This window comes from Allobosea sp. (assembly GCF_035999205.1).
Lineage (GTDB): Bacteria > Pseudomonadota > Alphaproteobacteria > Rhizobiales > Beijerinckiaceae > Allobosea.
In genome coordinates this window covers 43,791-70,544 of sequence record NZ_DASYHA010000017.1, presented here as the reverse complement: position 1 = coordinate 70,544, position 26,754 = coordinate 43,791, and the positions used below count along the sequence as shown (strand labels likewise).

Genomic DNA, 26,754 nt, shown 5'->3' with positions numbered 1-26,754 from the left:
ACGCGACGAAGTCGCCGTGCGAGCGGCAATCCTCTCGACTTGGTCAAACGGCCAAACCGAAGGGCAGATCACCCGTCTCAAGCTTGTCAAACGCCAGATGTACGGCCGTGGAAAGATCGACCTTCTCCAAGCGCGCCTCATCGGCGCGCAATAATCCCGACCGTCAGCGAAATTGCGTCAGACCCAACCTCCAAAGCGATAACCGCCCCTCACGGGGCCAACATTGCAGGCGATCTCACACCTCTGATGCTACAGGCAGCCGCCACACGGCTTTCACTCACTCGTTGTTCAAACCGCTCCAACACGCACTCTGCGATTGCGCTCGCGGCTTGGTCGGGGATGGCGAACACCGAGCTGACGTTGATCTCGCACAGCACGTAAGTATCCGCTCCAGCTTCATCGACCGGACCGTAGAGAAAATCGGCGTCCCAGATCACGGGCATGTCGCCCTTGGCGACGTCGAGGCACGCCATCAATTGCGGAATCCAGTCCACCTCCATCGTCTGCCTCAGCCGCCCGAATCGCTGCGCATCGGCCGGGAACATGACCTTGCCAAGTGCCGCGTCCGGATGCATCGCAGCGGGATCCATCAGCCCTTGCGGATGCTGGTGACCGAAGCCGACGACACGGTCCTCGCTCACGTAGCACCGAATCATGCCATCGCGGAGCCTTGGCTGAAAGGGCTGGTCGACGACCGCGCCGCCATCGTCGAAGTAGCGTCGACACGACGCGAAGAATCGAGCCAGAGCCATCGTCGTGGGCTCGCTTCCGGCATGGGCCTCTCGGACGCGCACCTCTCCCGTGCCCGATGCGGAAGCCACCCTCTCGACTTTCCAGACGCCCTGACCATCATTGCCGCGGCTCTGCTTGAGAACGCGTGGACGACCAAGCGCGAGCTGCTTCGGGAACCTGGTCTGGAAATCGGAGAACGACTCGTAGAGTTCGACGCCCGCGGACCAGCTCATCCCGCGAGTGCGGAAAAGCACGTCCTTGACGCCCATCTTAGCGATGACGTCAGGATGGGCGCTGACCCAGCATCGCGCGGTCGCGACTTCGCGGAGGAGCTGGTTCAACCGAAGGCGCGTCCTCCCGTCCTGGAGCGGGTTGACCCAGACGAGCACGCCGTCGACCTGCTGGAGCTGCGCGCGGACTTCCTCATGCGTATCTTCATCGTAAACTGCCGGCTCGGCGGTGATACCGAGCTTCGCCAGTTCCTCAAAGATCAGATGGAAGCGGGAATACCGCGCGGTCGCGTGCAGTCGGGCCTCGCGATCGCCGCGCCATAGGATGGCGATCCTTCCTGAGGTTTGTACGGTCATGACGCACCCATTAGCTAAGGAACCAGCCGTGACAGGCTTCCATCCAAAGGAACGCCCGGCCCAACTGGGTGGAGCCGAAGGACGGTGCTCGATGTCCAGACCTCAGTCCTCCCCTCGCGCCGATGTCCAGCACAAGGCGTCGTCCTTCATCTGCCAGCGCAGGTCCTACCGGCGGCTCATGGCATACTCCGTGAGCGCGCCGCCCGGCAGGAAGCTGTATCGCCAATGGACGCCGTCGCTGAACTCCTTGCCGGCCATGAGCTTCGAGATCGCCGTGCCATGGATTCGCTTGAAGCCATTCAGTTCCGGGCGGCTCTCCGCAGCCGCCGGCGCAAGGCCAGCGCCAACGAGCAGAACAGCGGCCAGAGCTAGGCTCGCCGTTGGCTTGCCCATCTCAACCTCCTGCCACCTGCTTGATCAGGACGCCGGCGAGCGCCGCCGCAGCGAGCGTCGGGATCATGCCGATCTTGAAGCGCAGCATCGCGATCATGGCGGCGACCGAGAGCAGGGCGGCGCGCCAGTCGAGCGACGACAGCACGGGGAGATCGAGCGCGAGGTCGAGGAATTCGGCTGAGCGCACCTCGCGGAAGACGACGTGGAGCGCAAACCACAACGCCAGGTTCATCACGACGCCGACGACGGCTGCCGTGATCGCTGTCAACGCGGCAGAGAGCGCCTTGTTGCCGCGCAGCGCCTCGACGTAAGGGGCGCCGAGAAAAATCCAGAAGAAGCATGGCGCGAAGGTGACCCAGACCGTCAGGAGCCCGCCGAGGCTGCCGGCCACGAGCGGATCGAGTCCGCCCGGTGAGCGATAGGCCGCGAGGAATCCGACGAACTGGAGGACGAGGATCAGCGGTCCAGGCGTGGTCTCGGCCAACCCCAGGCCATCGACCATCTCGCCGGGAGCCAGCCAGCCGAAGGTCTCGACTGCCGCTTGGGCGACATAAGCCAGCACCGCGTAGGCCCCACCGAAGGTGACGACCGCCATGGTGCTGAAGAAGCCGCCGACCTGCGTCCAGACGCTAGTGCTGCCCGTCAGTAGCCAGAGCGCCAGCACAGGACCAAGCCAGATCGGCAGCCAGATCGCGCAGGTCTTGAGGGCCTTGGCGCCCGACGGCGTGGCGTGGTCGAGCTCCCCCCGCTCGAACATCAGGTCGACGACGCCCTTGAATTCGGATGCGCCGGCCTTGGCGCCATGCCCGCTGCCGGCGAACGTCGTCGGCGCGTAGCGGTGCCCCAGCCAGCCGACGAGGCCCGCCGCGAGGATGATGATCGGGAACGGGATCTTGAAAAGATAGATGCCGATGAAGGCGGCGACCGCGATCACGACCATGGCGCGGTTCTTCAGGGCGCGCCGGCTGATCCGCAAGCCCGCTTCGACGACCACGGCCAGAACGGCCGCCTTGACGCCGAAGAAGACGGCATCGACGAGCGGCACATGGCGAAAAAGGACGTAGAGCAGGCTCAAGCCCAGCATTACCAGCGCGCCGGGGACGATGAAGAGCAGACCGGCCATGAGGCCGCCGATCGTGCGATGCATCAGCCACCCGATATAGATCGCGAGCTGCTGGGCCTCCGGGCCCGGCAGGAGCATGCAGTAGTTCAGGGCGTGCAGGAACCGCTGCTCGCCGATCCAGCGGCGGTCCTCGACTAACTCCTTGTGCATCAGCGCGATCTGGCCCGCGGGCCCGCCGAAGGAGAGGCAGCCGATCCTGGCCCAGACCTTGACTGCCTCCGCGAAGGTCGGAATGGATGGAGGTGCGATGGTGGCGTCGTGTGAGGTTGCGAGGGTCATGGCTCTCTCCCTCAAGCCGACTTCGGACCGGACGGCCAGTTGTGGGTCTCTTCGGTCGCGTCCCGGCACCAACGATAGTAGGCGTCGTAGAGCAGCATGCCGGCTTCGAGCTGCTCGAGATCGTCCCTGAACATCCGAGACAGGCCAAGCGAGGCTGCAAGGAAGCCGGGTGCCTCGGCAGCAATATCCGGGCGAGCCGTGTCGGCCGCTCGCACGATCGTGGCCAGTCGGTCGAGTGCCGGCGAAGCCAGTGCAAACTCTTCGATCATGATGTCGAAGGTGCAGCGTTCGCCACGATGGCTCCAGAAGACGCTGTCGATGTCGAACGGGGTGGCACCGAACCGGTCGGCGACGTCGGGCACCTCAGCCGCCGTGACAAACAGGAACACGGCCTTGGGGTCGACGAAGCGGCGGATCAACCACGGGCAGGCAATGCGGTCGACTTTCGGCCGGGAGCGCGTCACCCACAGCGTCCGGCCCGCGGCGTCGCGCGGCGGTAGCTTGGCAGTTGAGGCCAGCAGGCCTCCAGCGTCGCGCCAGGCCTCGAAACCGCCTTCGAGGTTCTCGGCCTCCACGCCTTCATGCCTGAGCCAGGCGGCGACGCCCTCGCTTAGCTTCTGGCCGCGCTGGCAGACCACGACAACGCGCTGACCGGCGTAGTCGCGGGCCCAGTTCGCAACGTTCTTGTGGGACCGATGATCAGCGCCGGGCAGGATGCGTGTGTCGAGCGCGACATCGTCGGGAATCCGGACATCGACGATAGTTGGGGTCCCGGGGAGACCGACGAGCCGGGACAATTGGGCAGCAGTGATCTGGATGTTGGAAGACATGAGCGTCCATCCCTGAAACGAGGAAGGTGGACGCGAACATTGGGCTGACGCCTCACGGGGTCGTCGCGAAGAACCCCTTGGGCCAATCTTGAACCAAAAGGCGCGTTCCCTTGCAACAAGATCGTGCTGGCCCGCCTACCGCGCCATCAGCGGCCAAAGGCCGAGCGTTGTCACCGCCAAGGCGGCTGCGACCTCCAGCCAAAGCCCGATGCGACGCCGCAGGCCATCGGTTCGTTCCAGTATGGCGACGAGGCGGCTGCGGAACAGAATGGCGACAAGCGGAAACGCTACGACCGTCACGATCATGCCGCTGGCGAAGGTCGCCGACAGAAGCAGCCCCGCGAGGACGAGTCCGTTGGCCACGGCGTAGGCCATGATGAAGGTCGTCAGCGGACAGGGGACGAGGCCGCCGACGAAGGCGAGCGCCGGTCCCGACCGGCCATGGCCGTGGTGGTGCGGTCGAAACGCCCGCCAGAGCAGCCACAGTCCCACCAGAACGATCAGGACCTGACTGGAGCGCTCCAGGAGCGGCGCCCGGCCGGCGCCGACCAGGGTGCGCTGGATGATCGCGGCGCCGGTCAAGACGATGACGATCGCCGAGCCGACATGGGTCAGGATCAGGATGGCGCTGGAGAGCATCGCGCCGCGCCAGCGGCCCTCACCGGCGTAGTGGGCAGCCAGCAGCGACTTGCCATGGCCTGGCAGAAGCGCGTGCAGCATGCCGAAGCTGAAGGCTGCGACCACCAGCGCCGGCATGCCAGCGATGCCGGCGTCTGGCAGCGCCTTCAAGGCAGCCAGAGCCTGCGTGTGAAGGCCACGCTGAAAGCCGATCGCCCAGTCCATCACACCGCCGCGCCCTCGTTCAGCCCACCCGCTCGGGCCACTCCCGATGGAGATCGTCGATGACGAAGGCATGGGCATGACGACCGTGCTCGACGCCGGCGAGGTGTGGGTGGTCGGCGGGCAGGTCGTCATGGCGGTGAGCAACGTCACCGATCTCGTCGGATGGCCAGACGTTCGCCGCGACGGCCACGGAGGCGAGCGTCAGCAATGCGAAGACGTCGAAGGTCAGGGAGACGGGCAATGCCGCTCCAAGCCATCCCGCCAGGGGATAGGTGACCAGCCAGCAGGCATGCGACAAGGCGAACTGGGCGGCGAAGACGGCCGGCCGGTCCTCGGCATGGGCCGAGCGTCGCAGCAGACGTCCAGCGGGGGTCTGCACCGCCGAATAGCCTAGGCCGAGCAGGAGCCAGGTTGCCAGCAGTCCCGGCCAGAGCCCGGCGCTCGCGACTGTCGTCGAGGTCGAGACGTCGATTCCCGCGACCGCAAACAGGAGCGCCGCCGCGATCACGAGCACGCAGCCTAGGTAGATCGCCGCCGTGAACATGACGCGTCGATCGGCAAGCTTCTCCAGCAGGCGCGGCAGCGCCAGCGCGGCGATCATCGAGCCGCCGCCGAAGCAGGCCAGCGCGAGCGCGACCTGACCGTCGCCGAGCCCGAGGCGGCCCTTCACGAAGACGACCGTGTTGACGATCACCATCGCACCGCCGGCGGCCGCCGCCATGTTGAGCGCGAGCAGGCCACGGAGGCGCGGCGTCGCGAGATAGATCCGCATACCGCGCGCGGTCTTGTCGTAGATGCCGCCCGTGCGGACCACCGCCGGCGAGATCGGCAAGGTCACTGAGAGGACGAGCGCGGCCGAGACGAGGAAACCGACGACCGTTCCGGAAAACAGCCAGTGGAAATTGATCAACGTCAGCAGCGCGGCCGCCAGCATCGGGCTGACCAGGCTCTCCAGATCATAGGCAAGCCGCGAGAGCGACAGCGCCTTGGTGTAGTCGTTCTCTGCCGGCAGCACGTCGGGGATCGTGGCCTGGAAGGTCGGCGTGAAGGCCGCCGAGGCCGATTGCAGCAGGAAGATCAGGATGTAGATCTGCCAGATCTCGGTGACGAACGGGAGCAGCAGCGCGATGCCCGCTCGGATTAGGTCCATGGCAATCAGGAAGGCCTTGCGCGGCAACTGAGCCGCGAAGGCGCCGACGACCGGCGCCACGGTGACATAGGCGATCATTTTGATCGCGAGTGCTGTGCCGAGCACCGTGCCGGCTCTGTCGCCCGCGAGGTTGAAGGCAAGCAGCCCGAGCGCGACGGTTAGCAGGCCAGTGCCGAGCAATGCGATGACCTGCGCGAGGAAGAGCCGGCCATAGGTGCGGTTGGCGAGGACGGCGAGCATTGGCTGCTCCTTCAAAAGCCGCCAGCGCGAGGGAGCGCAAGCCAGCCATGGATCGCGACGTAGAGGCCGACGGCGATGATCAGCACGCCGGAGAAATACGGCGCGCGCCGAACAAGCGTTGAAAGCCAGGTGAAGCGGCTCGACGCATAGCGCACGCTAATGGCAGCGGCGGCACCGACGGTGACGAGCGTGATGGCGAGCCCGATCGAGAAACAGAACACCAGCGCGGCCCCAAGGGTGATCTCCTTGAGTTGCAGGCAGAGCAGCAACACCGTGATAGCGGCGGGGCATGGGATCAGTCCGCCGGTCAGGCCGAAGACGATGATCTGCCAATTGGTCACGTTGCGGTCGGTGAAGCGCTTGCGGATGTCGTTGGCGTGGGCGCGCTCATGGGCGTCCTGATAGCCTTCGCCGCCGAGGTCCAGCCCGGCCGTCTCGGTGTGGTCGTGACCGTGACCCTCGGCGAAACTCAAGTCGTAGTCGTGGGTGTGGTTGCCATGGCCGAGGCTAACGCGGGCCTCAAATTCGTGCGGCTCGGGGATCTCGTCGACGGATTCGAGATAGCTGCCCCGGTCAACGAAGGCGAAGGGCTGGACCAAGTTACCGGGGCGCGTCGTGGTGATCGAAACGTCGGCAGCCTTCCAGGCATGGCCGCGTTCGGACCTGACGCGCCAGCGCGGGGCGGCACCGTCCTCGAACACCTCGACGACGATGACGCCATGGCCGGTGTCGATGCGCCGCGTCTCGTCGCCATGGGCATGGCCGCGATGGCCATGGTGACCGCCGTGATTGTGACCGTGTGAATGCTCGGACGCTGCCCGAGCCAGGCGCTGGTCCTGCCTGGTTCGCCATATCATCCACAGCGCCATGGCGATGATGATCGCGCCCGACAGAAGCTGGAACCATGGCTCGAACGCCTCCGGTGCGACGCCGCGCCAGAGATACATGCCGCCGAGCGCCACACCCCAGACGACGAGGGTGTGCGAGAGCGTCGCGGCCAGGCCGAGCATGACGGCTTGCGCGACCGTCCCGCGGATAGCGACGATGAAAGCCGCCATCATGGTCTTGGAATGGCCCGGCTCCAGCCCGTGCAGGGCGCCGAGAAGGATGGCGCTGGGAACGAATAGCCAGGCGTTGCCGGCGCCCTGGCTCAGCAGTTCGGCGAATGACGGCATCTGGCGAGTCTCTCAAAGGTATTTGGTGATGGCCTTGAAGGCGTCGATCGACTGGCGCTGTTCACGCGACATCGTGCCCGCCGCATGCTCGAGGCAGTGATCGAGATGATCCTGGATCAGCGTCTTCTTGGCGCCGACAATGGCGCTCTCAACTGCTTGCAGCTGCTGCGCGATGTCGAGGCAGTCTCGCCCGGTCTCGATCATCTCGATGACCTTGCGTAGATGGCCATCGGCGCGCTTCAGCCGCTTGGCGATGTCGGGGTGGCTGGCATGGACATGAGGCTCTGACATGGCTAGATCGTATCCTCCTGGATAGGATGAGTCAAAGGGAGCGGTTCTCTAGGGCGACGTCTTTCCGTCAAACTTTCGTTAAGAAGTCCGCTACACCTTGTTCATCATGCCGCACCGCAGCATCAGAGCGCTGTCCTGTCTCGTCATCACCTTTGCGATGGCGATCGGCATGATTCTGTCTGCGGCTCACGTCTCTGCCGGCCACAACGCCTATGCCATGGCGCAAGCCGAGGCCGCCCGGCATGCGGAGCTCGCAGCCTCGATTGCAGAGCACGGTCATTCCCATGAGGAGGGCGAGCCCGACGAGCGCCTTCCCGGCCATGTTCACGGCCACAACACCGCCGACCACGTCCATGAGACCGCCAACGTCGTCGGCATTGTCCAACTCGGCGCGCCGCGCTTCGTGCGGACCGCGATCCCGCACGAACATGAACAGGCTTCCTCGCGCACCCTTTCCGGCCTAGAGCGTCCGCCGCGATCCGTCGTCGCCTGAACCCGCGCCGCGCTCGCGGCAGAACTCAACGACGAACTATCGGATCCTTCATGCAACGACCTTCTACTGGAGGGCGGCGCCTGCTGCGTCATGCAGCCTCGCGCCTGCTCCTTCCCCTCGCGCTCGCGCTCGTCCTGGTCCTACCGGGCATCGACGCTGCGTTCGCGCACGCCGTCGCCGCCGGCGACAAGGGCTATATCCAGGAGATCACGGGAGTGAACCTGCTCCCGTTCATCTATCTTGGCGCCAAACACATGGTGACCGGCTACGATCACATCCTGTTCCTGTTCGGAGTGATCTTCTTCCTCTACCGGCTCAAGCATATCGGGCTCTATGTGAGCCTGTTCGCGCTCGGCCACTCCACAACCATGCTGCTTGGCGTCTATTTCAACGTCGGGATCAACAGCTACATCATCGACGCCATCATCGGCCTCTCGGTCGTCTACAAGGCGCTCGACAACATGGGCGCCTTCCAGCGCTGGCTCGGCTTCCAGCCCGACACCAGGCTGGCGACGCTGATCTTCGGCCTGTTCCACGGCTTCGGTCTCTCGACCAAGATCATCGAATACAACATCTCACCGGACGGCCTCGTCCCCAACCTCCTCGCCTTCAATGTCGGCGTCGAGATCGGCCAGCTCGTCGCGCTCTCGATCATCCTGATCGCCATGGGCTTCTGGCGCCGCACGCCGAGCTTCCTGCGCCACGCCTACACCGCCAACACGGTCATGATGACCGCCGGCTTCGTGCTCGTCGGCTACCAGTTGACCGGCTATTTCGTCTCCTGAGATCGAAGGACTTCTCTCATGTACAACACCGATATCCCGACCCGCGCCGAGCTGCCGTCCTCGGCCCAGCTTCTTCGCTCAACGGCCATCGCCATCGTTGCGGCCGCCGGCATCCTCGTCACTATCGTCCTGCCGGCGGAATACGCCATCGACCCGACCGGCGTCGGGCGCATGCTCAAGTTGACCGAGATGGGCGAAATCAAGACCCAACTCGCGGCCGAGGCCGAGGCCGATCGCCTCAAGGACAGCCAGACGACGCCGGCCCAGGCACCGGCGACGCCGTCGCCCGACCAGCGCTCCAGCCTCTTCGGGACCGTGCTCGCCGGCCTGTTCGTCTCGCCTGCAAATGCCGGTGAGCGGCTTCTCCTCGCACAGGCTCCGGCCTCGCGTACGGACGAGACCGTGATCACCCTCAAGCCGACCGAAGGCGTCGAATACAAGCTGACGATGAAGGCAGGGGCCAAGGTCGACTTTGCCTGGACCGCCAGGGACGGCGTCGTGAATTACGACATGCACGGTACGCCCGGCGCCGGCGCCAAGGAGAAGAGCTACAAGAACGGCCGCGGCTCGGCCGGCGAGCAGGGCGTGCTCACCGCCGAGTTCGACGGCTCGCATGGCTGGTTCTGGCGCAACCGCGGCTCGAAGGATGTCACGATCACGCTGAAAACCACCGGTGCGTATGGCGAGATCAAGCGCATGATGTGATTGCAACTCGCCGGCAGGTTTGGAAGCTTGCCGGCGGGCATCCGCGCGCGAACCTTGCGCCATTAACTGACTTTCAGCCACCTCCAGGAAGCAGACGTCCAGCGCCCCAATTTTGATCTCGCTGCTCTGAGCGAAGATCGCTCCACTTGCGTCGGCAAAAATATGTCGATAAGTCTCGACATATGGAAAATGAACAGGTCATCCTCGCGCTTGCAGCCTTGGCCCAAAGCACCCGCCTCGACGTCTTCCGCATTCTCGTGAGCGCAGAGCCCGAGGGCTGGCGGCGGGCGAGATCGCTCGGCGCCTCGACGTCCCGCACAACACGATGTCGTCGCATCTCGGCATCCTCAGCCGGGCCGGCCTCATCCGCTCCGAGCGGTTCAGCCGCTCGATCGTCTATCGAGCCGATCTCGATGTCCTACGGTCAGTTCTCGCCTTCCTGCTCAAGGATTGCTGCGGCGGGCGACCAGAAATCTGCGCACCGCTGATGACCGAACTGAGCCCGTGCTGCCAACCGAAGGCGACCGCCAATGTCTGAGCCGAACGACGTGATCATCTATCACAACCCAGCCTGCGGAACCTCGCGGAACACGCTCGGGCTGATCCGCAACGCTGGGGTCGAGCCGCACGTCATCGAATATCTCAAGACCCCGCCCAACCGCACCTTGCTGAAGCAGCTTCTCGATCGCGCCGGCATGAGCGTCCGGGAAATCCTCCGTGAGAAGGACACGCCTTTCGCCGAACTCGGCCTCATTGAGCCGAGCCTGTCGGACGAGGCCCTCCTCGATGCGATCGAGGCTCACCCAATCCTAATGAACCGACCGCTCGTCATCTCTCCCAAGGGTGTGAAGCTCTGCCGCCCATCCGAAGCCGTTCTGCCGCTTCTGCCGCCGCAGCGGGACGAGTTCCGCAAGGAGGACGGCGAACTCGTCGTCGACGCGGCCGGTCGCCCCGCGGCTCTCGCCTGAGGTCAGCATGTCCACGTTCGAACGCTATCTCACCGTCTGGGTCGGCCTGTGCATCGTCTTCGGAATCGCGCTGGGCCATCTCATGCCCGGCGTTTTCCAGGCCGTCGGCGCGTCCGAGATCGCCAAGGTCAACCTACCCGTCGCTGTACTGATCTGGCTGATGGTCATCCCGATGCTGCTAAAGATCGACTTCGCCGCGCTGGGCCAGGTCGGGAAGCATTGGCGCGGGATCGGCGTCACGCTCTTCATCAACTGGGCGGTGAAGCCGTTCTCGATGGCGGCGCTGGGGTGGATCTTCATCGCCTGGCTGTTCCGGCCATGGCTGCCCGCCGACCAGATCGACAGCTACATCGCGGGCCTGATCATCCTGGCGGCGGCACCATGCACCGCGATGGTCTTCGTCTGGTCGAACCTGACCAAGGGCGAGCCGCATTTTACGTTGAGCCAGGTCGCTCTCAACGACGCAATCATGATCATCGCCTTCGCACCGATCGTCGGGCTGCTGCTCGGGCTGTCGGCGATCACCGTGCCGTGGGGGACCCTGGTTCTCTCGGTCGTGCTCTACATCGTCATCCCGGTGATCATCGCGCAGGTCATTCGCAGCCGCGTGCTGGCGAGCGGTGGGCAGGCTGCGCTCGACCGCCTGCTCGCGAGGCTCGGGCCTGCTTCCCTCGTCGCATTGCTGGCGACGCTCGTTCTCCTCTTTGGCTTCCAGGGCGAGCAGATCCTCGCGCAGCCGATGGTCATCGCGCTGCTGGCGATCCCGATCCTGATCCAGGTCTATCTCAATGCCGGGCTGGCCTACGTCCTGAACCGGGTTGCTGGCGAGCAGCACTGCGTGGCGGGACCGTCCGCCTTGATCGGCGCCTCGAACTTCTTCGAGCTCGCCGTCGCCGCTGCGATCAGCCTGTTCGGATTTCATTCCGGAGCGGCGCTCGCGACCGTTGTCGGCGTGCTGATCGAGGTCCCGGTCATGCTCACTGTCGTCTGGATCGTGAACCGGTCGAAGGGCTGGTACGAGTGCGGCGACGGCGTCCGGAAGATTCAAGCCGCAGAATAATTCGATGATCATGGAAGTATCGCTTGACCGCCCATCGACGGCGTGGAATCTCTATTTCCATGAATATCGAAACAGCAGCAGCGCAGCTTGAGGCGCTCGGCAACCAGACGCGTCTAGAGGTTTATCGGGTTCTCGTCCGTGCCGGCCATAACGGACTCCCGGTCGCGCAGGTGCAGGAGCGCCTCGGCATTCCCGCCTCGACGCTGTCGCATCACCTCCAGCGCCTGATCCGCAACGGCCTCGTGTCGCAGGAGCGGCAAGCGACGACCCTGATCTGCCGCGCGGTCTATCCGGCGATGGACGCGTTGCTTGGCTTCCTTTCCGACGAATGCTGCATCGAAGAAGCTTGCTCCACCTCTTCCGGGAAGGCCGCATGAGCGGCTTTCGATTTGCCACATAATTCCATATTTCCAGCAGGCGCGGAGGATACCGCAATGAAGGAACTTCCCGTCGTCGTGATTGGTGCTGGTCCCGTCGGCCTTGCCGCCGCGGCCAATCTCATCGCGCGCCGAATGGCCGTGAAGGTCTACGAAGCCGGGGAATCTGTCGGCGCCAACATCCGCGACTGGGGCCATGTTCGCCTGTTCTCGCCGTGGGAGTTCAACGTAGACCCGGCGAGCCGAAATCTGCTCGAGGCCGCGGGTTGGGTCGAGCCGGACAAGCAGGGCTATCCGACAGGACGCGAACTGGTCGATCGCTACCTCGCTCCCTTGGCGGGGACGGTCGAACTCGCTCCGGTCATCGAGTACGGCGCCCGCGTCATAGCGATCGGGCGCCGCGGCATCGACAAGGTGGTAAGCCGGGATCGGGAACTTCACCCGTTCCAGCTCGTCATTCGCGACCGGGTCGGTGGCACGCGCCGCGTGCTGGCCCGCGCGGTCATCGACTCTTCCGGAACCTGGACCACTCCGAACCCGGCTGGGGCGGGCGGCATGGCCGTCGATGGGGAAGAAGCGTTTGCGGACCGGATCGCCTACGGCATCCCTGACGTGCTCGACCGAGACCGCGACACCTACGCGGGGCGAACCATTCTGGTTCTCGGGGCCGGCCACTCCGCCGCGAACGTGTTGCTCGACCTCGTCGAACTGGCGGAGCAGGATCCGACAACGAAAGCGATCTGGGTGACGCGCGGCCGCGACCTATCCCGGGTCTATGGCGGCGGCGCGAATGATCAGCTCGCTGGGCGAGGCGACCTCGGGGCACGACTGCGGCAGGTCGTCGATAGCGGTCGGATCGAGCTCGCTCGCGGCTTCGCCCTCGCCGGCATGCGCGAGGAAAACGGGCGCCTGCTGATCAATGGCGAGACAGCGGAAGGAGGCCGCACGATCGGTCCAGTCGACCGCCTTGTAGCCTGCACGGGACAGCGCCCGGATCTGACACTGACCCGAGAGCTGCGGGTCGAACTCGATCCCTGGCTGGAGAGCACCCGCATGCTCGGGCCGATGATCGATCCGAACCTGCATTCCTGCGGGTCGGTGCCGCCGCACGGGCATCGCGAACTCTCGCATCACGAGCCGGGCTTCTACACGGTGGGGATCAAGAGCTACGGGCGTGCGCCGACCTTCCTGATGCTCACGGGCTTCGAACAGGTTAGATCGGTCGTCGCCGCCATCGCCGGCGACATGGTGGCCGCGGACGACGTCAAACTGGTTCTCCCGGAAACCGGCGTCTGCACGACGGCCCCGGCCGGCGCCTCCTCATGCTGCGGCGGCCCCGCGCCCGACCCTGTTGCTGCCTGTTGCGCCGATGACGCCCGTGCGAAGGCCGATGGTCAGGGCAGCTGTGGTTGCGGCCCCGCCAAGCTCCCGGAACCCGTGACGACCTCCTCCTGTGGCGGCAAGGTCGCGTGACCGATCGAAACCGGCTGACGGTCATCTCGGCCCTGGGCGTGGTCCAAATCCTCGCCTGGGGGTCCTCCTTCTATCTCCCGGCGGTTCTCGCGGCACCTATCGCTGCCGACACCGGATGGCCATTGTCGTGGATCGTCGGCGCGCTCTCGGTAGGCCTGCTCACAGCGGGCGCCGTTGCGCCCTATGTCGGTCGCCTCATCGGGGAAACCGGGGGAAGACCGGTCCTGGCCGCTGCGGCAATGCTCATCGCCTCGGGGCAGCTCATTCTCGGGCTGTCGCCCAACCTTCCCGTATTCGTCCTCGGATGGATCGTGTTGGGGGCAGGCATGGCCGCCGGTCTCTATGATGCGGCCTTCTCGACCCTCGGGCGCCTCTATGGCGGAAGCGCGCGATCGGCGATCACCGTGCTGACGCTTTGGGGCGGCTTCGCCAGCACGGTCTGCTGGCCGCTGTCGGCCTATCTCGTCGAGCAATTCGGCTGGCGGGGGACCTGCTTCGTCTACGCAGCCATCCAGTTTCTGATCTCGCTTCCGCTCGTGTTGACGATCCTGCCGCGCGTTCCGCCGGAACTGCCCGCACTGACGACGGGAACTTCCGGGGCGGCATCGAGCCTGCTCCCAGCGGAGCGTCGCGCTTTCCTGCTTCTCTCCGGGATCGTCATCATCGGCGGCGCGATCAGCGCCATCGTCGGCGTTCACCTGCTCACGCTTCTCCAGGCACAAGGGATCGGTCTCGCGGCTGCCGTTGCTCTAGGCGCGCTCGTCGGTCCGGCGCAGGTCGGCGGGCGAGTGATCGAGATGGCGGGCGGAGGGCGGCATCATCCGCTCTGGACCATGAGTGCCGCGCTCGGACTGATGGCATGCGGATTGGCGCTGATGGCGATTGGAGTTGGCCCTGTCGGGATCGCGATCATCCTCTACGGAGCGGGGAACGGCGTCTTTTCCATCGCCAAAGGCACGGTGCCGTTAGCCCTGTTCGGCCCGCATCGGTACGCTCCGCTGATTGGGCGGCTCGCACGGCCGAGCCTGATTGCACAGGCGGCCGCGCCAACTGCGGGTGCGCTTCTGTTGGACCAAGCTGGCTCGACCTGGACCTTCGCTGCTCTCCTAGTGCTCGCACTGCTCAACGCGATATTCGGTGTGGGACTATGGTGGTCCCAAAGGCGTTAGCCCTGCGCCACTAGCATGCGTAATCGGGCGGACCCGAGAGGGTTCAAGCTCCCGTTAGGATCTCGGCAGATCCATGAGGGAGGACGTTGCGATGTTCTACGCTGCGCTGGATGTGTCGCTGCGCTCGGTGGCGATCTGCATCATCGACCATGACGGAAAGATTTGCCTCGAGCGCTCGGTGCGCTCCGAGGTTCCCGATGTCCTTCTTTGCCTCGCGGGATTTGGTCAGCCGATCCATCAGGTCGGGTTTGAGGCCGGCGCGCTGACGCAGCCCATCACCTACGGACTGACGGAGGCTGGCTACAACGTCGTCTGCATGGAAGCGCGTCAGGTCGCGGCTGCGCTTTCGGCCATGCGGAACAAGACAGACAAGCATGACGCCCGCGGCATCGCCCAGATTCTCCGGTCGGGGTGGTATAGCCGAGTGCATGTGAAGAGCGTCGAAAGCCACCACATGCGAGCGCTCCTGACGAGCCGCAAGGTGATGCAGCGCAAGTGCATCGACCTCGAGAACGAGATCCGCGGCCTGTTGCGGATTTTCGGCGTCGTCCTGCCTCTCCGGGTCTCCCGAGGCGCTTTCGATGCCGCTGTGCGCGAGACGATCGAGACCGATCCTGCACTCAGCCATGCGCTCCTGCCAATGCTGGAGGCGCGGGCGATGCTCTTCGAGACCTTCACCGAGCTTGATCGGCGGGTGAAGCGGGCCGCCCGCGAAGATACGATCTGCCGGCGCTTCATGACCGTGCCGGGCGTTGGCGAGATCACCGCCCTGAGCTTCAAGGCTGGCGTGGACGGCGGAGCGCCATGTGTGGACGACTCTCCGTTGGCAAGGACAATCGAGCGATCTGCAGGGCTGGTCGGTGCGGCCATGTGTTCGACCTGTTGGTGCGGCACATAAGGCCGCTGGCCATAATGCCTTCCGCGAAGACGGGTCCCAACCAATTGCACGCGCTCGAGGCGCTCTGGCGCTAGTGGGTTTTCCCGTTCGTCGGTTCGACCGGCAGGGTGCGTTACGTTCGAGTTGCCCTTCCCAAGCTACATCGGTGAGATTCGCTCGATCCTTACGCAGTCTGCAGGATTGGTTCGCGATAGGCTTCACCAGTGGTCATGATCGCCCAGACCATGCGGGCGGTTTTGTTGGCCAAGGCAACGGTCGCGACCTTTGTCGTTCGTCGTGCGAGCAGTTGGACCAGCCATGGTCGGCGGGTTCCGTTTCGCTGCGCATAACGCACGACGGCCAGAGCGCCGACAACCAGCAACTGGCGTAGGTAGCGGTCGCCTTGTTTGGTGATGCCGCCCAAGCGCTCCTTCCCACCGCTTGAGTTCTGCCGCGGCACGAGGCCGATCCACGCGGCGAGGTTCCGACCAGAGCGTGCTGGCCACGAGAGCGCTCGCCAGGAGCGGGCCGACGCCCGGGACATCCATCAGCCTGCGACCGATCTCGGTCGCGCGGGCGCTGGTTCTGATCCGACGGTCCGCTTCCAGGATCTGATCATTGATCAGGGCGAGCTGAGCAGCCAGCATCGTCAGGCAAGTTCGTGCCTCAGCCGGCACGCGTTCGTCGTTATCGACGATGAGCCTGATGAGAGCACCCAAGCCCTCCCTCCCAATCGGCGCGGCAAACCCGAACTCCGCCATGTGGCCTCGGATCGCATTCGAGAGCTGGACGCGCTGGCGCATGAGCATCAGCCGAACGCGATGCAGCACCATGATGCTCTGCTGCTCGATGCTCTTCCCCTCGACGAAGCGCATAGTCGGGCGAGTCACCGCCTCACAGATCGCCTCGGCATCGGCCGCGTCGTTCTTCTGGCGCTTGACGTAGGGCTTCACATAGCTTGGCGGCATCAGCCGGACCTGATGGCCGAGCTCGGTCAACTCGCGTGCCCAATGATGCGCCGTGGCGCAGGCCTCGATCCCGACCAGGCAGGCCGGAAGCTGGGCGAAGAAGGAAAGGAGCTGCGTTCGCCGAACCTGCCGACGGACCACGACGACGCCGTTCCGGTCGACCCCGTGAACCTGAAAGACTGACTTCGCAATATCCAACCCGATCGTGACTGCCTGATCCATGCTCTCCTCCATCTCTGCGAGAGCCTATGCTCCCGCGGGGGTGGAGAGCCGTGGACATGGGACGGCCGCCTGATTTCGGACGTTGGCATGATCGCTGCCAGGCAGCATTGAGCTGCTGTATCTCGCTAGGGACACCCCTTGGGGCGACCGTGGTTCATGAATGGTGCGCCTGCTGACCCGTCTTATTGAGCCCATGGGAATCGGTGCAGATCGTCCAAATGCGGGTCGAGAACTTTCGCGGCATCCGCGAGGCGTACCTGTTCGCGGTCTCGCCCTATCCCGGCGGCGTGCCGATGTTCGTGCTAACGGCGCGGAAGTGCTCGAACTCCTAGTTAGTCTGCAGACGAGGCTACCGGAGTTTGGACCGATCCCGTCGACCTTGGCGCTATGGTCTCCTCGCTGCCGGGCATTGCTTTCGCGATCGCCTGCACGGTCATGTCCTTTCCAGTAAGCAGTTCCAGTTTTTGAAGTGGATCGGGCGGCTCGCGGTGCGATCGCTATTTGGGTAAGCCCAGGAGGGCGGCTGCGACTGCAAGACCATTTTACGCCGGCCCCGATGGTGCTAACGACGTGGCGGGGGTCGAAGCTTTGAGCCATCGTAACGGTTCACACGTCAGAAGCTGGGTCGCGGTTTTCGCGGCCTATCTGCTCGTGGTTCAAGCGCTGTTCGCCGGCCTTGGAGCGGGCGCTTATGCCAATGCGCTCCACCTGGACCGAACGCTCGCCCTGACGCATTGCGCGCCGAGCGGCGAGGGAACTGCAAGCGGCGAGCATGACAAGTCCACGGCCCATGCTGGCATGGGCTGCTGCACCGCCGGCTGTCCAATGCTGGTCGGCGGCGACCCGGGACAGCCCAATTTCCGGATACTGTCACAGCGCCCGACCGACCTGATCGCCTTCGTCCATCGGCTGGACAGGCCGGTTGGCTTCCTCACGGACCATTCGCCCAGGAATCCGCGCGCACCTCCCGTCGCCTTGGTCTGAGCGGCCGTTCGGCGCGGCTTGCGCCCGCGACGGCTGTCTTCAGCCTGCCGCTGGTCGTCGTGAAGCTAACCTTCTCACATTCGCCGACCGTGAGAGTGCGGACTCAGGCGCCATGCCATACGCCGCTCCTGGCCTGATTTCATGAGCCGGCCGGCGCTCGCAACCAACTAACTTCAAATGCTGCTCGCTCGGGAAGGACGTGTCGTAGCTCTGCTGCGAGCGCTCCCATCGCTGCAGAACGTAGGGATCCTACCATGCATAAACTCGTCTCGATTGCGCTTGGCGCATTCTCCATCCTCGCTTCTGCTGTCAGCGCGATTGCCGCTCCAACGGAAGTCACCGATGCGCTCGGGCGCAAGGTCTCCGTCGACCTTCCGGTCAAGCGTGTCGCCGTCAATTTCAACTTCGAGGAGTTCACCGCTGTCGCCGGCGTCGAGGGCTGGCAGAAGGTCGTCGGCATCTCGCGTGCGCCCTGGGAAGGCTGGCGGCCGCTGATCTTCGATCGCTACAAGGCCGTGATCCCCAACCTGGCGGCCATGCCCGATTTCGGCTTCACCGAGGACAACAGTCTCAGCGCCGAGAAGATCATCGGCCTCAAGCCTGACGTGCTGCTGATGTCCGACTGGGGCTACAAAGCCGCCCAGACCCAGATGCAGCAAATCGAGGGCGCGGGCATCCCGATCGTCGTGATCGACTACAACGCCCAGCAGCTCGGCCGTCATCTCGCCTCGACGCGGGCGCTCGGCGAGGTCATGGGCCGCGAGGCGCGTGCCGAGGAACTCGCGACGCTCTACAAGAGCCAGTATGACGACACGCTCGCCCGCGTTGCCAAGGCGAAGGCGGCGGGCGTTCCGGCCAAGACCGTCTATGTCGAGCTCGGTCGCGACGGCGCCGACACGATCGGCAACAGCTACAACGGCACGATGTGGGGGGCGATCGTCACGACGCTCGGCGCCAACAACCTCGCAACCGGCAAGTTGCCCGGACCTTGGGGGCCGCTGAACGCCGAGGCGGTGATCGCCGGCAATCCGGACCTGGTCCTGTTCGCCTCCTCATCCTGGGTCAGCAAGACCAAGGCCGTCAGGACCGGCTACGAGATCAAGCCCGAGGAGACGCGCGCGAGCCTCAGACCCTATGCCGAACGGCCGGGCTGGGGCGACATCAAGGCGGTGAAGGCCGGCGAGATCAATGCGATCGAGCATGGGCTCGCCCGCACGCTCTACGACTTCACCGCGATGCAGTATCTCGCCAAGCGGCTCTATCCGGAGCAGTTCGCCGATGTCGATCCGGTCGCGAATTTTAGGGCCTATCACGAGAAATATCTGCCGATCGCCTATAGCGGCACCTGGATGCTGACGCTGAAGCCATGACCCGTACTTTGGGCATCATGACTGAAGGCAACGACGTCGAAGCCCTCTACCGGCGCCTCGCCTGGCGCCGGCAGATCGTCCTGCTGACGGGCCTTGCCGCGCTCGCTTTCTCGCTCGTCCTGGACGTGGCGACCGGGCCCGCCATGCTGCCGGTTCCGGCCGTGGCGCGCTCGATTCTCGGCCTGGCGCAGGACCGCACGGTGGATGCCATCGTCTGGTCGATACGCCTGCCGATCGCCTTCCTCGCGCTGGCGGTCGGAGCGGCGCTCGGCCTCTCCGGCGGCATCATGCAGACCATCCTCAACAACCCGCTGGCGTCGAGCTATACGCTCGGCGTCTCGGCGGGCGCCGGCTTCGGCGCCGCGCTCGTCATCGTGCTCGGCGTCGCGATACCGCTGCCGGAAGCCTGGGCGATCCCGGCCATGGCCTTCCTGTTCTCAGGGATTGCCTGCGCCGGCGTCTACGGCATCGGCAGTCTGCGCGGCTCCTCTCCCGAGATGCTGGTGCTCGGCGGCATCGCGCTGCTTTTCCTGTTTCAGGCCTTGCTGGCTCTGTTGCAATTCGTCGCCTCGCCCGAAGCGCTCCAGCAGATCGTGTTCTGGCTGTTCGGTTCGCTGCAGAAGGCGACATGGCCGAAGCTCTGGATAATCAGCGCCGTGCTTGCCGTCTCGCTGCCGCTCCTCCTGCTTGATGCCTGGCGCCTGACCGCCCTGAAGCTCGGGGATGAGCGCGCGCGGGGACTCGGCGTCGATGTCGCGAGGCTGCGCATCCGCTCCTTTGCGATCATCTCCGCTCTGACCGGCGTCGCGGTCGCCTTCGTCGGCACGATCGGCTTCGTCGGGCTGGTGGCGCCGCATATTGCGCGGATGCTCGTCGGCGAGGATCAGCGCGGTCTGCTGCCGGCCTCCGCCCTGTTCGGAGCGCTGCTGCTGTCGCTGTCCTCGATCGCTAGCAAGACCCTGCTGCCCGGCGCCGTCGTGCCGATAGGCATCGTCACCTCGCTCATCGGCGTGCCCTTCTTCGTCTGGCTCGTCATCCGCAGCCGGAGGGCGTTCTGGTGAGGGTCAACATCGAGGATCTGGCAGTCTGCTACGGCGCGACGCAGGCCCTGTCCGACATCACGCTGACGGCCGAGCCCGGTGAGGTCATGGCCGTGATCGGTCCCAACGGCTCAGGCAAGTCGTCACTGGTCAAGGCTATCGCAGGCCTGGTGCGATGCAGCGGGCGTGTTGCGTTCGAGACAGGGGATGGCGATCAGCCCCGCATCGGCTACATGCCGCAGGATATATCGAGCCGTGCGGCCCTCACGGTGCTGGAAGCCGTGTTGCTCGGACGACTGGGCCAGCTCGGGCTGCGCGTTAAGCCGGACGACCTTGCCATGGCCCAAACGGTTCTCCAGGAACTGGACCTTGGCGGCCTTGCCGGCCGGTATCTCGGCGAACTGAGTGGCGGCCAGCGCCAGCTCGTGTTCCTGGCGCAGGCGCTGGCTTCGGAGCCGAACCTGCTGCTGCTCGATGAGCCGATCAGCGCGCTCGACATCCGCCATCAGCTGGAAGTGATGCTGATCGTCCGTCAGCTGACGCATCAGCGCGGATTGACGACTATCGTGATCCTGCACGATCTGAACATCGCGGCCCGCTTCGCCGATACCGTCGCGGTCATCTCGGCAGGAAAGCTGGTCTGCCATGGCAGACCAGCCGCCGTGATCGAGCCAAGCATGGTCGCATCGGTCTTCGGCGTGGATGCGGCCATGTCGGCGGCACCCGACGGATCGCTCGTCGTTACGGCGCTGAGGCCGGTTTGATCCGTTACCGGAACGGCGGGCTGTACTGCAGGCCGCCATTCGTCCAGAGAGCATTCGGTCCGCGCTTCAGCTGCAGTCGCGATTCAGAGCCGAGATAGCGCTCGAAGGATTCGCCATAGTTGCCGACCGTGGAGACGATCCGCACGACCCAGTCATTGGTCAGGCCCATCGCTTCACCGAGCTTCCCGTCCTGTCCGAGGAAGCGCTTGATCTCGGGATTGGCTGATTTCACCATCTCCTGGACATTTGCCTTGGTCACACCGAGTTCCTCGGCATTGACGAGCGCGGCGACTGTCCAGCGAACGATGTTGAACCAGCCATCGTCGCCCGAGCGCACCCATGGCCCCAGCGGCTCCTTGGAAATGACCTCGGGCAGGATGACATAGGTATCGGGGTCGGCCAGCTTGAGCTTGACTGCGGCAAGCGCCGAGATGTCGGTCGTGTAGGCATCGCAGCGGCCGGACTCATAAGCCTTCAGCGCCTCCTCGGACGTGCCGAAGGCGGCCGGCTCGTATTTCTGGCCGAGCTTGCGGAAATAATCGGCCATATTGAGTTCGCTAGTGGTGCCCTGCGCCACGCAGATCGAGGCGCCGCCGAGCTTGGCGGCGCTGTCGACGCCCAGCTTCTTCGAGACCATGAAACCCTGGCCGTCATAATAGTTGACCGCCGTGAAGGTCACGCCCTGTCCGGCATTACGTGAGAGCGTCCAGGTGGTGGTTCGCGGCAGCACGTCGATCTCGCCGGCCTGCAAGGCGATCAGCCGGTCCTTCGAGGACAGGGGCACGAATTTCGCCTTGTCCTGATCGTTGAAGATCGTGACGGCGAGCGCCCGGCAGATGTCGATGTCGAAGCCGTTCCAGCGTCCCGCACCGTCCTGGATCGAGAAGCCGGCGACTCCGGGGCTGGTGCCGCAGATGATGTATCCGCGCTCGCGGATCTTGCTCAGCGTGGGACTACTCTGGGCCTGAGCCGTCTCCGTCATGCTCGCGAAAAGGCCGATGAAAGCGGCCACAATAGTGAATTTCATTGTGATCCCCTTTTATGGTTGGCAGTCGAATTCCTCGGCGTTCAGGCAAAGCTCTCCCTGCCGCGCCCAGAGCTCCGGGCGCGGTCGTTCTGCACACTGGAAATGCTACTCAGGCCGCCTTGCTGGCCGGCGCTTGTCCAAGCACGCCGAGCAGTCGTCCGAGATCGGCCCAGAGCTCGTCGGGGTCCTCGAGACCGATGCTGATGCGCAGCAGCGGGCCGGGATAGGTCCAAGACGTCGCGCTGCGATCCTGCGCCACGGCCTGCGGCGCCACGAGGCTGCGCGTCCCGCCCCAGGATGCGCCGATGGCGAAGACCTTCAGCGAGCTCAGCGCCGCGCTCATCGCTGCCTCGTCGACCGGCTTGAGTACAAGGCTGAAAAGGCCCGAGGAGCGGCCCATGTCGCGCTTCCAGACCTCGTGGCCGGGGCAGGATGGCAAGGCTGGATGCAGCAATCGCCGCCAACACCAGCGCCAATGCCCGCGCCCTCCCCGACATTGCGCTCCTCCGTAAGGTCGCGGGGGCCAATGAGGCTCATCTCGTTGTCGGGAAAGCCTGCTCGATCTAGTTTCTCCACCACTGCGCTCGCGGTGTCAAAGTCATCGTAGGACTTGGTAATAGTGCGCGTCATGCTCATAGCTCCTGACAAATTGTTCAGTTGGCGAGTCATGTTGCTGCGGTAGTCCACGTTCACGCCGACCTGCTGGCCGCCGTGGGTCGCCTTGGCCTTCCAGATGCGTCGTCGTCCTTGTTGGCTCTTGGCTTGTCGTTCGTTAAAACAATCGGCGCTTGGCAGCGGCGCGTTTGCAGTTTTGGGCGCTGGCGCCCGCCGGCGCGATCGTCGAGGTATGCGCGTCCGCTCGGCCGAAGCGATCCGCATGGTGATGATGAGAATTTCATGGAGATCGCTCCATAAGCAGGTCTTGCTGCGGAATGCTCACAAGAACGGCGCATTGCCAGACCGAGTTCCACGTCGGAGGCCCACTGAGAAATAAATGAAACGGCCTGCCGAGGCGGGCGTCGTCCTGCTCACCGCTCTTACGGCGGTCCCAATTATCAACCCCTGGCTTTGCCTCGCCTTTCACCAGACGTTAGCGGACTTAAGCGGTGTCGATGGATTGGGGTGACATTCCCCCGTGGTTTCCAGGACGGCAGAACCAATCTGGAATCGCTTGTCCTTCAGGGCCAGGAGGTTGATGCCATGCGTGACGAGGTTGCGCCGGAGGTCAACCGGTAAGACCTCTGATTGGCCAATAAGATTAGCGTTAGGCGCAAGGTGCGCAGCCTGGAGCAACGTCACCTGCCTGCTACCACAGCGCGAGAGTAGCGATCGCCTATGACGCCCTGCGCGGTGTCGAAACCGGCGTTCTGAACCACGAGCATCGGTGGTCCCCGCGCTGAGCGCTAGACGTCAGGCAACCCGGACATCGGCCCACAATCGGAGCAGCGGACCATCCTCGCCAACGACTGGATCGCGCGGAGGAAAGCTCAGTACGGAAATTCTTTCGGCCATAGCGGCCGAAGCTTTCTCGCGAACGATGTCGCCACTTTGGCCAATAGAGGCCTTGCTGCACAAACGCCTCATGGTAACAGCAAGGCCTGCTGGTCCTGTTCGGGACCATGGACATGCAGGTCACACGGCGATTGTCCGATCGCCAGAGCCACTTGGCACAGTGCGCGGCGACGATCATCCAGAGGATCACATCGCTCCGGATCCGTCGGCATCACCAGGGGCGGCGCGGTCGTCTGGCCTCCCCTGTGCCGGCTTCTGGTTGTCAGATGCGTCATCTGAACCGTGACCATCACCGTCATCCGCATTGGAATGGCCCAGCCCCGCCACGGGGATCTCGCCGGCGAGCAGTCTGTCCTTGCTGAGCAAGCCCGCATCCTCGAGCGCCTCCATATCCGGCAGGTCGCGCAGGGTGTCGAAGCCAAAATGGCTCAGGAAGGTCTTGGTGGTGACATAGGTATAGGGCGCCCCCGGCTGCGGGCTGCGGGGTCCGGCCGCGACGAAGCCCAGGCGGCGCAACTGGCCGATGGTGTCGCGGCTGACCTCCTTGCCAAAAATCTGGGAGAGTTCGCTGCGGGTGATCGGCTGAAAATACCCGATCGCCATCAGCGTCAGGCTTTCGGAGGGCGAGAGCGGCTTGACCTGCTCCCCCAGCCCGGTCGCAACCCGAATGGTGGCAGCAAAGCTCTTGCGGCTGCGCATCTGCCAGCCGCCCGCCACCGTGACGAGCTCGTAAGGGCGACCGCGCAGCTCGTCGCGGATGTCGTCGATGATCAGGTCGATGCTGCAACCTTGGCCAACGACCCGCGCCAGCATCTCACGCGTGACCGGCTCTGGCGACGCAAAGATCACCGCCTCGACCCGTCCCATCCATTCGCGCCAGCGCAGATCCGCCGGCAGATCGGCCAGTTCGGTATCGAGCGGTGCGGTCGAACGGGGGCGACGGCTCATCTCAGAGCCCGTACAGTCGAAAGCTGCCGCGCCCGGTGAGCTCGCGCACGCCGCCGAGAGCGACCAGCCGATCGCACAGGCGTCGCCCCGAACGGTCGCTGGCCGAAGGACCGGCCCCAGCCGCGAGCGCGTCCTCGCTCAGCAGTCTGGCAATCATCCGGTCGGCATCCTTGCTGCGCAATTGCGGGGCGACCGCGAGCAGCCGCCGTGCGTTCCGGGCGAGCTCGCTGTGCAGATCGAGCGCCGCGGCCGCGGCCCGCGCATAGGCCCGGTGGCAGATGCCGGCCCAGGCCTCCGCATCATGCGTCGCGGCGCGCAAATCCGAGCGGCTGAGCTGCGTGGCCAGCAGCGGCACCGCGGCCGGCCAGCCCAGGCGTTGCGCCAGCACGGCGTCCGCCAGCCAGAGCGCTAGGATTGGCTGACGCGGCAGGGTCGTGAGCGTCGCCTTGACCAGCTGGGCCACGGCCGCAACCGGATCGCCCGACCCGGTCCGCGGCGCTCGCGCGATCGCGATCGCCTCCTCGAGACCGTCCCCCACCCCGTCGAACAGGGTCGGCAAGCGGACCGGCCACGTCTCGCTGCGCAGCGCCGCAGCCTCGCCCAGGAACCGCCAGGCGGTCAGGAGGCGCCCCGCCGGGCCGGGATCATGGCCCGGCCGGGTCCAATAAAAATGATCGCGCAAGGTCGCTTCGTCCTCGCCCCGCCCCTGCAAACGCGCCAGCGCCGCGCCACTGCGCAGCGCCAGGCGTTGCCGCCACAGGCTGCCGATCAGGTGCTCGTCGCGCGCCGGCCCGTCCAGCAGTGCCAGGGCCGCGCCGCTCAAAAACGCAATGCCACCAGTCGCTTCGCCCGCGAGCGACGCCCTGATCCAGCGCGGCAGCGGCGGGCGGAGCAGCGGGGGGTCGGGCAGGGTGCGGGGACGCTTGCGCATCGCCGCAGGCTATCGTGTTACGGCGCTTAGATCCATCCTATTGATCATAACCGCCGCGCCCCGAGACAGATAATAACGACCGATAATGTTGGATTATCGGTCGTTCTAGTCATTATCTAAAGAATGGCCCTGGCGCTCGCATTTCACCGCCGGACAGCCCCCAAAATCGGCGCCCCAGGCGTCATATTTCGCGTTCATTGAGCGGACTGGGTTCGCGCTTGATTCTCGGACCATGGTCGGAGGGATTGCGAAGTTGGGCGCGCCCTGCCACGGCCGAGGCGCGCTTTGGTAGCTTACTTCGCTCCAACAGGCTGATGCCCCGGCACGATCGCGTTTTATCGACCTCGTCAGAAGGCCGGAGAGGCCGATCGGACGTCATCGACAGGGCAAAGCTCGGAAAACCGCAAATCGCCGCCCACGAGGCTCTGAGTGGCCTGGAGGCAACTCCGGCCTTTTGCGCCCGGGAGGATGCTCGAGCGGATCGATGATCGACCGTCTCGCGCTCCCGAAGGCGCCGGCCACTCTGACTTCACAGGATTAACAGGATGTGTTAAGGGTGCAGCCGATGCAAACGGGCGACCCTTCCCTCGATAGCTTGCTTGATCTGGACGGGCTGACCTTCATTCTGGACGATGCTGGAAGCTATTGGGTCAAGTTCGAGGTCCGGCGTGTGCTGGTGACTCCTGAGAAGCCCCACGGGCTCGACTATTCGCTGACCCTTCATGGTCCCAATTCCGGCGACCCGAAGGATAGCCGCCTGGTTGGTTTCGACAACGCCCACGCGGTTGCCGCATCGAGTGGGCCAGGCGGGAAAAGCCGGAAGACCGCGTGGGACCACAGGCATCGCTTCAGGACCATCAGGCCCTACGACTATGCCGATGCCGCGACGCTGCTAGTAGACTTCTGGGACCAAGTTGACGGGGTCCTCAAGGAAAGGGACGTGCACCATGGCTAAGGTGATACGCAAGGCTGGCGTCACTGCGCCCGGCCGAGTGCTCCGGATCGGCGTCATGCCGGTTTCCGAGATGAGGGCGCGCACGATCGCGATCGCACGCGGTGAGCTGAAGCCGAGCCCGACCGATCCGAAGGTCTGGATTTCGTCGGCGGAGGCCGCTGGGAAAATCCTCTCGTCCAAGAACGTCGAGCTGCTGGAGCATATCAGGCGGTCGCGTCCCACCTCGCTGCAGGCACTGTCCTCGAGCAGTGGACGAAAGGTGCCCAGTCTGTCCAGAACGCTTCGTCTCATGGAAAAGTACGGAATCGTCAAACTTGAGCCCGGAGAGCGCGGCGCTTTGCGACCCGAGGTGCCATTTGACGAGTTGGACCTGCAGATCAGGCTGTCGGCGTAAGAGGCGCCGGCGGCTTCGTCTTCAACGCGCTGCCAGGAACTCGCATGAGCATAGAAGCGTCGCCGGCCGAGGACGAACGGCTCGCCAGC

General features: G+C 64.9%; 28 protein-coding genes and 2 pseudogenes. 16 read left to right on the top strand and 14 right to left on the bottom strand.

Annotation, left to right across the window (positions count from 1 at the left end; all coding sequences use genetic code 11):
- Positions 1-209: 209 nt before the first annotated feature.
- The 8 genes from VGN82_RS06050 to VGN82_RS06015 all read right to left on the bottom strand — a co-directional run bounded on the left by VGN82_RS06050 (position 210) and on the right by VGN82_RS06015 (position 7,643).
- On the bottom strand, positions 210-1,319 hold the full coding sequence (locus VGN82_RS06050) for a Cj0069 family protein (RefSeq protein WP_327526094.1): 1,110 nt from the start codon (positions 1,317-1,319) through the stop codon (positions 210-212).
- Positions 1,320-1,484: 165 nt separating this feature from the next.
- Positions 1,485-1,712: a hypothetical protein gene (locus VGN82_RS06045; protein ID WP_327526093.1), complete on the bottom strand. Its 228-nt coding sequence runs from the start codon at positions 1,710-1,712 to the stop codon at positions 1,485-1,487.
- A gap of 1 nt (position 1,713) precedes the next feature.
- Positions 1,714-3,114, bottom strand: a complete 1,401-nt coding sequence (gene chrA / locus VGN82_RS06040; RefSeq protein ID WP_327526092.1) for a chromate efflux transporter — start codon at positions 3,112-3,114, stop codon at positions 1,714-1,716.
- An 11-nt stretch (positions 3,115-3,125) separates the two neighbouring features.
- Entirely contained in the window at positions 3,126-3,944 is an 819-nt protein-coding gene (locus VGN82_RS06035) for a sulfurtransferase/chromate resistance protein (RefSeq protein WP_327526091.1), read from the bottom strand.
- A gap of 135 nt (positions 3,945-4,079) precedes the next feature.
- Positions 4,080-4,787 carry a nickel/cobalt transporter gene (locus VGN82_RS06030; RefSeq protein WP_327526090.1) on the bottom strand — a complete coding sequence of 236 codons (708 nt, stop codon included), beginning with the start codon at positions 4,785-4,787 and terminating at the stop codon, positions 4,080-4,082.
- A gap of 19 nt (positions 4,788-4,806) precedes the next feature.
- Complete coding sequence (locus VGN82_RS06025) at positions 4,807-6,177, bottom strand: MFS transporter (protein ID WP_327526089.1); 1,371 nt, start codon at positions 6,175-6,177, stop codon at positions 4,807-4,809.
- Positions 6,178-6,188: 11 nt separating this feature from the next.
- Entirely contained in the window at positions 6,189-7,352 is a 1,164-nt protein-coding gene (locus VGN82_RS06020) for a nickel/cobalt efflux transporter (protein WP_327526088.1), read from the bottom strand.
- Between the two features lie 12 nt (positions 7,353-7,364).
- The gene (locus tag VGN82_RS06015; protein ID WP_327526087.1) at positions 7,365-7,643 is read right to left on the bottom strand and encodes a metal-sensing transcriptional repressor; all 279 of its coding nucleotides are present in this window, start codon (positions 7,641-7,643) and stop codon (positions 7,365-7,367) included.
- Between the two features lie 169 nt (positions 7,644-7,812).
- On the opposite strand from VGN82_RS06015, the gene VGN82_RS06010 reads away from it, so the two are divergent.
- The 10 genes and pseudogenes from VGN82_RS06010 (at position 7,813) to VGN82_RS05965 (ending at position 15,571) form a co-directional block, all read left to right on the top strand.
- Positions 7,813-8,136 (top strand): hypothetical protein, encoded by a 324-nt coding sequence (locus tag VGN82_RS06010; RefSeq protein WP_327526086.1) that lies wholly within the window; start codon positions 7,813-7,815, stop codon positions 8,134-8,136.
- Positions 8,137-8,186: 50 nt separating this feature from the next.
- Positions 8,187-8,921, top strand: coding sequence for a HupE/UreJ family protein (locus VGN82_RS06005; RefSeq protein ID WP_327526085.1), 735 nt, complete (start codon positions 8,187-8,189; stop codon positions 8,919-8,921).
- An 18-nt stretch (positions 8,922-8,939) separates the two neighbouring features.
- Complete coding sequence (locus VGN82_RS06000) at positions 8,940-9,626, top strand: transmembrane anchor protein (protein ID WP_327526084.1); 687 nt, start codon at positions 8,940-8,942, stop codon at positions 9,624-9,626.
- Positions 9,627-9,808: 182 nt separating this feature from the next.
- Positions 9,809-10,164: pseudogene (locus tag VGN82_RS05995) on the top strand (ArsR/SmtB family transcription factor).
- Positions 10,157-10,594, top strand: a complete 438-nt coding sequence (gene arsC, locus VGN82_RS05990) for an arsenate reductase (glutaredoxin) (protein WP_327526083.1) — start codon at positions 10,157-10,159, stop codon at positions 10,592-10,594. Before VGN82_RS05995 ends, arsC begins: the two are co-directional and overlap by 8 nt.
- A 7-nt stretch (positions 10,595-10,601) precedes the next feature.
- The gene (gene arsB, locus VGN82_RS05985; RefSeq protein WP_327526082.1) at positions 10,602-11,654 is read left to right on the top strand and encodes an ACR3 family arsenite efflux transporter; all 1,053 of its coding nucleotides are present in this window, start codon (positions 10,602-10,604) and stop codon (positions 11,652-11,654) included.
- Positions 11,655-11,713: 59 nt separating this feature from the next.
- A complete protein-coding gene (locus VGN82_RS05980) occupies positions 11,714-12,031 on the top strand; it encodes an ArsR/SmtB family transcription factor (RefSeq protein WP_327526099.1) in 318 nt (105 codons plus the stop codon).
- Between the two features lie 57 nt (positions 12,032-12,088).
- The gene (locus tag VGN82_RS05975) at positions 12,089-13,504 is read left to right on the top strand and encodes an NAD(P)-binding protein (protein ID WP_327526081.1); all 1,416 of its coding nucleotides are present in this window, start codon (positions 12,089-12,091) and stop codon (positions 13,502-13,504) included.
- Complete coding sequence (locus tag VGN82_RS05970; protein ID WP_327526080.1) at positions 13,501-14,673, top strand: MFS transporter; 1,173 nt, start codon at positions 13,501-13,503, stop codon at positions 14,671-14,673. The genes VGN82_RS05975 and VGN82_RS05970 overlap by 4 nt, the downstream gene beginning before the upstream one ends.
- Positions 14,674-14,746: 73 nt before the next feature.
- On the top strand, positions 14,747-15,571 hold the full coding sequence (locus tag VGN82_RS05965) for an IS110 family transposase (protein ID WP_327526079.1): 825 nt from the start codon (positions 14,747-14,749) through the stop codon (positions 15,569-15,571).
- Between the two features lie 163 nt (positions 15,572-15,734).
- On the opposite strand, the pseudogene VGN82_RS05960 reads toward VGN82_RS05965, so the two are convergent.
- Positions 15,735-16,740: pseudogene (locus tag VGN82_RS05960) on the bottom strand (IS110 family RNA-guided transposase).
- Between the two features lie 203 nt (positions 16,741-16,943).
- On the opposite strand from VGN82_RS05960, the gene VGN82_RS05955 reads away from it, so the two are divergent.
- From VGN82_RS05955 to VGN82_RS05940, 4 genes are all read left to right on the top strand, one after another.
- On the top strand, positions 16,944-17,072 hold the full coding sequence (locus tag VGN82_RS05955) for a hypothetical protein (RefSeq protein WP_327526078.1): 129 nt from the start codon (positions 16,944-16,946) through the stop codon (positions 17,070-17,072).
- Between the two features lie 906 nt (positions 17,073-17,978).
- Positions 17,979-19,094 carry an ABC transporter substrate-binding protein gene (locus VGN82_RS05950; RefSeq protein ID WP_327526077.1) on the top strand — a complete coding sequence of 372 codons (1,116 nt, stop codon included), beginning with the start codon at positions 17,979-17,981 and terminating at the stop codon, positions 19,092-19,094.
- Complete coding sequence (locus VGN82_RS05945; protein ID WP_327526076.1) at positions 19,091-20,155, top strand: FecCD family ABC transporter permease; 1,065 nt, start codon at positions 19,091-19,093, stop codon at positions 20,153-20,155. The genes VGN82_RS05950 and VGN82_RS05945 overlap by 4 nt, the downstream gene beginning before the upstream one ends.
- On the top strand, positions 20,152-20,898 hold the full coding sequence (locus tag VGN82_RS05940; protein ID WP_327526075.1) for an ABC transporter ATP-binding protein: 747 nt from the start codon (positions 20,152-20,154) through the stop codon (positions 20,896-20,898). Before VGN82_RS05945 ends, VGN82_RS05940 begins: the two co-directional genes overlap by 4 nt.
- A 4-nt stretch (positions 20,899-20,902) precedes the next feature.
- Here VGN82_RS05940 and VGN82_RS05935 read toward each other — a convergent pair whose 3' ends face one another.
- From VGN82_RS05935 to VGN82_RS05920, 5 genes are all read right to left on the bottom strand, one after another.
- Positions 20,903-21,925 carry an amino acid ABC transporter substrate-binding protein gene (locus VGN82_RS05935; protein WP_327526074.1) on the bottom strand — a complete coding sequence of 341 codons (1,023 nt, stop codon included), beginning with the start codon at positions 21,923-21,925 and terminating at the stop codon, positions 20,903-20,905.
- 109 nt (positions 21,926-22,034) lie between these two features.
- Positions 22,035-22,379, bottom strand: coding sequence for a PLP-dependent transferase (locus VGN82_RS05930; protein ID WP_327526073.1), 345 nt, complete (start codon positions 22,377-22,379; stop codon positions 22,035-22,037).
- Between the two features lie 626 nt (positions 22,380-23,005).
- On the bottom strand, positions 23,006-23,224 hold the full coding sequence (locus tag VGN82_RS26450; protein ID WP_414644208.1) for an MOSC domain-containing protein: 219 nt from the start codon (positions 23,222-23,224) through the stop codon (positions 23,006-23,008).
- 399 nt (positions 23,225-23,623) lie between these two features.
- Positions 23,624-24,385: an SMC-Scp complex subunit ScpB gene (scpB, locus tag VGN82_RS05925; protein ID WP_327526072.1), complete on the bottom strand. Its 762-nt coding sequence runs from the start codon at positions 24,383-24,385 to the stop codon at positions 23,624-23,626.
- Position 24,386: 1 nt separating this feature from the next.
- Positions 24,387-25,316 carry a DUF1403 family protein gene (locus VGN82_RS05920; RefSeq protein ID WP_327526071.1) on the bottom strand — a complete coding sequence of 310 codons (930 nt, stop codon included), beginning with the start codon at positions 25,314-25,316 and terminating at the stop codon, positions 24,387-24,389.
- Between the two features lie 565 nt (positions 25,317-25,881).
- On the opposite strand from VGN82_RS05920, the gene VGN82_RS05915 reads away from it, so the two are divergent.
- The gene (locus VGN82_RS05915) at positions 25,882-26,271 is read left to right on the top strand and encodes a toxin-antitoxin system TumE family protein (RefSeq protein WP_327526098.1); all 390 of its coding nucleotides are present in this window, start codon (positions 25,882-25,884) and stop codon (positions 26,269-26,271) included.
- Positions 26,272-26,326: 55 nt separating this feature from the next.
- Positions 26,327-26,665 (top strand): HVO_A0114 family putative DNA-binding protein, encoded by a 339-nt coding sequence (locus tag VGN82_RS05910; protein WP_327526070.1) that lies wholly within the window; start codon positions 26,327-26,329, stop codon positions 26,663-26,665.
- Positions 26,666-26,754: the final 89 nt, after the last annotated feature.

Coding starts and splice junctions, on each gene's coding strand:
- VGN82_RS05975 (WP_327526081.1), top strand. CDS start 12,089: ATGAAGGAACTTCCCGTCGTCGTGATTGGTGCTGGTCCCGTCGGCCTT.
- VGN82_RS06030 (WP_327526090.1), bottom strand. CDS start 4,787: ATGGACTGGGCGATCGGCTTTCAGCGTGGCCTTCACACGCAGGCTCTG.
- VGN82_RS06015 (WP_327526087.1), bottom strand. CDS start 7,643: ATGTCAGAGCCTCATGTCCATGCCAGCCACCCCGACATCGCCAAGCGG.
- VGN82_RS05965 (WP_327526079.1), top strand. CDS start 14,747: ATGAGGGAGGACGTTGCGATGTTCTACGCTGCGCTGGATGTGTCGCTG.
- VGN82_RS06025 (WP_327526089.1), bottom strand. CDS start 6,177: ATGCTCGCCGTCCTCGCCAACCGCACCTATGGCCGGCTCTTCCTCGCG.
- scpB (WP_327526072.1), bottom strand. CDS start 24,385: ATGAGCCGTCGCCCCCGTTCGACCGCACCGCTCGATACCGAACTGGCC.
- VGN82_RS05950 (WP_327526077.1), top strand. CDS start 17,979: ATGCATAAACTCGTCTCGATTGCGCTTGGCGCATTCTCCATCCTCGCT.
- VGN82_RS05935 (WP_327526074.1), bottom strand. CDS start 21,925: ATGAAATTCACTATTGTGGCCGCTTTCATCGGCCTTTTCGCGAGCATG.
- VGN82_RS06005 (WP_327526085.1), top strand. CDS start 8,187: ATGCAACGACCTTCTACTGGAGGGCGGCGCCTGCTGCGTCATGCAGCC.
- VGN82_RS06050 (WP_327526094.1), bottom strand. CDS start 1,319: ATGACCGTACAAACCTCAGGAAGGATCGCCATCCTATGGCGCGGCGAT.
- VGN82_RS05915 (WP_327526098.1), top strand. CDS start 25,882: ATGCAAACGGGCGACCCTTCCCTCGATAGCTTGCTTGATCTGGACGGG.
- VGN82_RS06010 (WP_327526086.1), top strand. CDS start 7,813: ATGATTCTGTCTGCGGCTCACGTCTCTGCCGGCCACAACGCCTATGCC.
- VGN82_RS06020 (WP_327526088.1), bottom strand. CDS start 7,352: ATGCCGTCATTCGCCGAACTGCTGAGCCAGGGCGCCGGCAACGCCTGG.
- VGN82_RS06035 (WP_327526091.1), bottom strand. CDS start 3,944: ATGTCTTCCAACATCCAGATCACTGCTGCCCAATTGTCCCGGCTCGTC.
- VGN82_RS05945 (WP_327526076.1), top strand. CDS start 19,091: ATGACCCGTACTTTGGGCATCATGACTGAAGGCAACGACGTCGAAGCC.
- VGN82_RS06045 (WP_327526093.1), bottom strand. CDS start 1,712: ATGGGCAAGCCAACGGCGAGCCTAGCTCTGGCCGCTGTTCTGCTCGTT.
- VGN82_RS05910 (WP_327526070.1), top strand. CDS start 26,327: ATGCCGGTTTCCGAGATGAGGGCGCGCACGATCGCGATCGCACGCGGT.
- chrA (WP_327526092.1), bottom strand. CDS start 3,114: ATGACCCTCGCAACCTCACACGACGCCACCATCGCACCTCCATCCATT.
- arsB (WP_327526082.1), top strand. CDS start 10,602: ATGTCCACGTTCGAACGCTATCTCACCGTCTGGGTCGGCCTGTGCATC.
- arsC (WP_327526083.1), top strand. CDS start 10,157: ATGTCTGAGCCGAACGACGTGATCATCTATCACAACCCAGCCTGCGGA.
- VGN82_RS05920 (WP_327526071.1), bottom strand. CDS start 25,316: ATGCGCAAGCGTCCCCGCACCCTGCCCGACCCCCCGCTGCTCCGCCCG.
- VGN82_RS05980 (WP_327526099.1), top strand. CDS start 11,714: ATGAATATCGAAACAGCAGCAGCGCAGCTTGAGGCGCTCGGCAACCAG.
- VGN82_RS06000 (WP_327526084.1), top strand. CDS start 8,940: ATGTACAACACCGATATCCCGACCCGCGCCGAGCTGCCGTCCTCGGCC.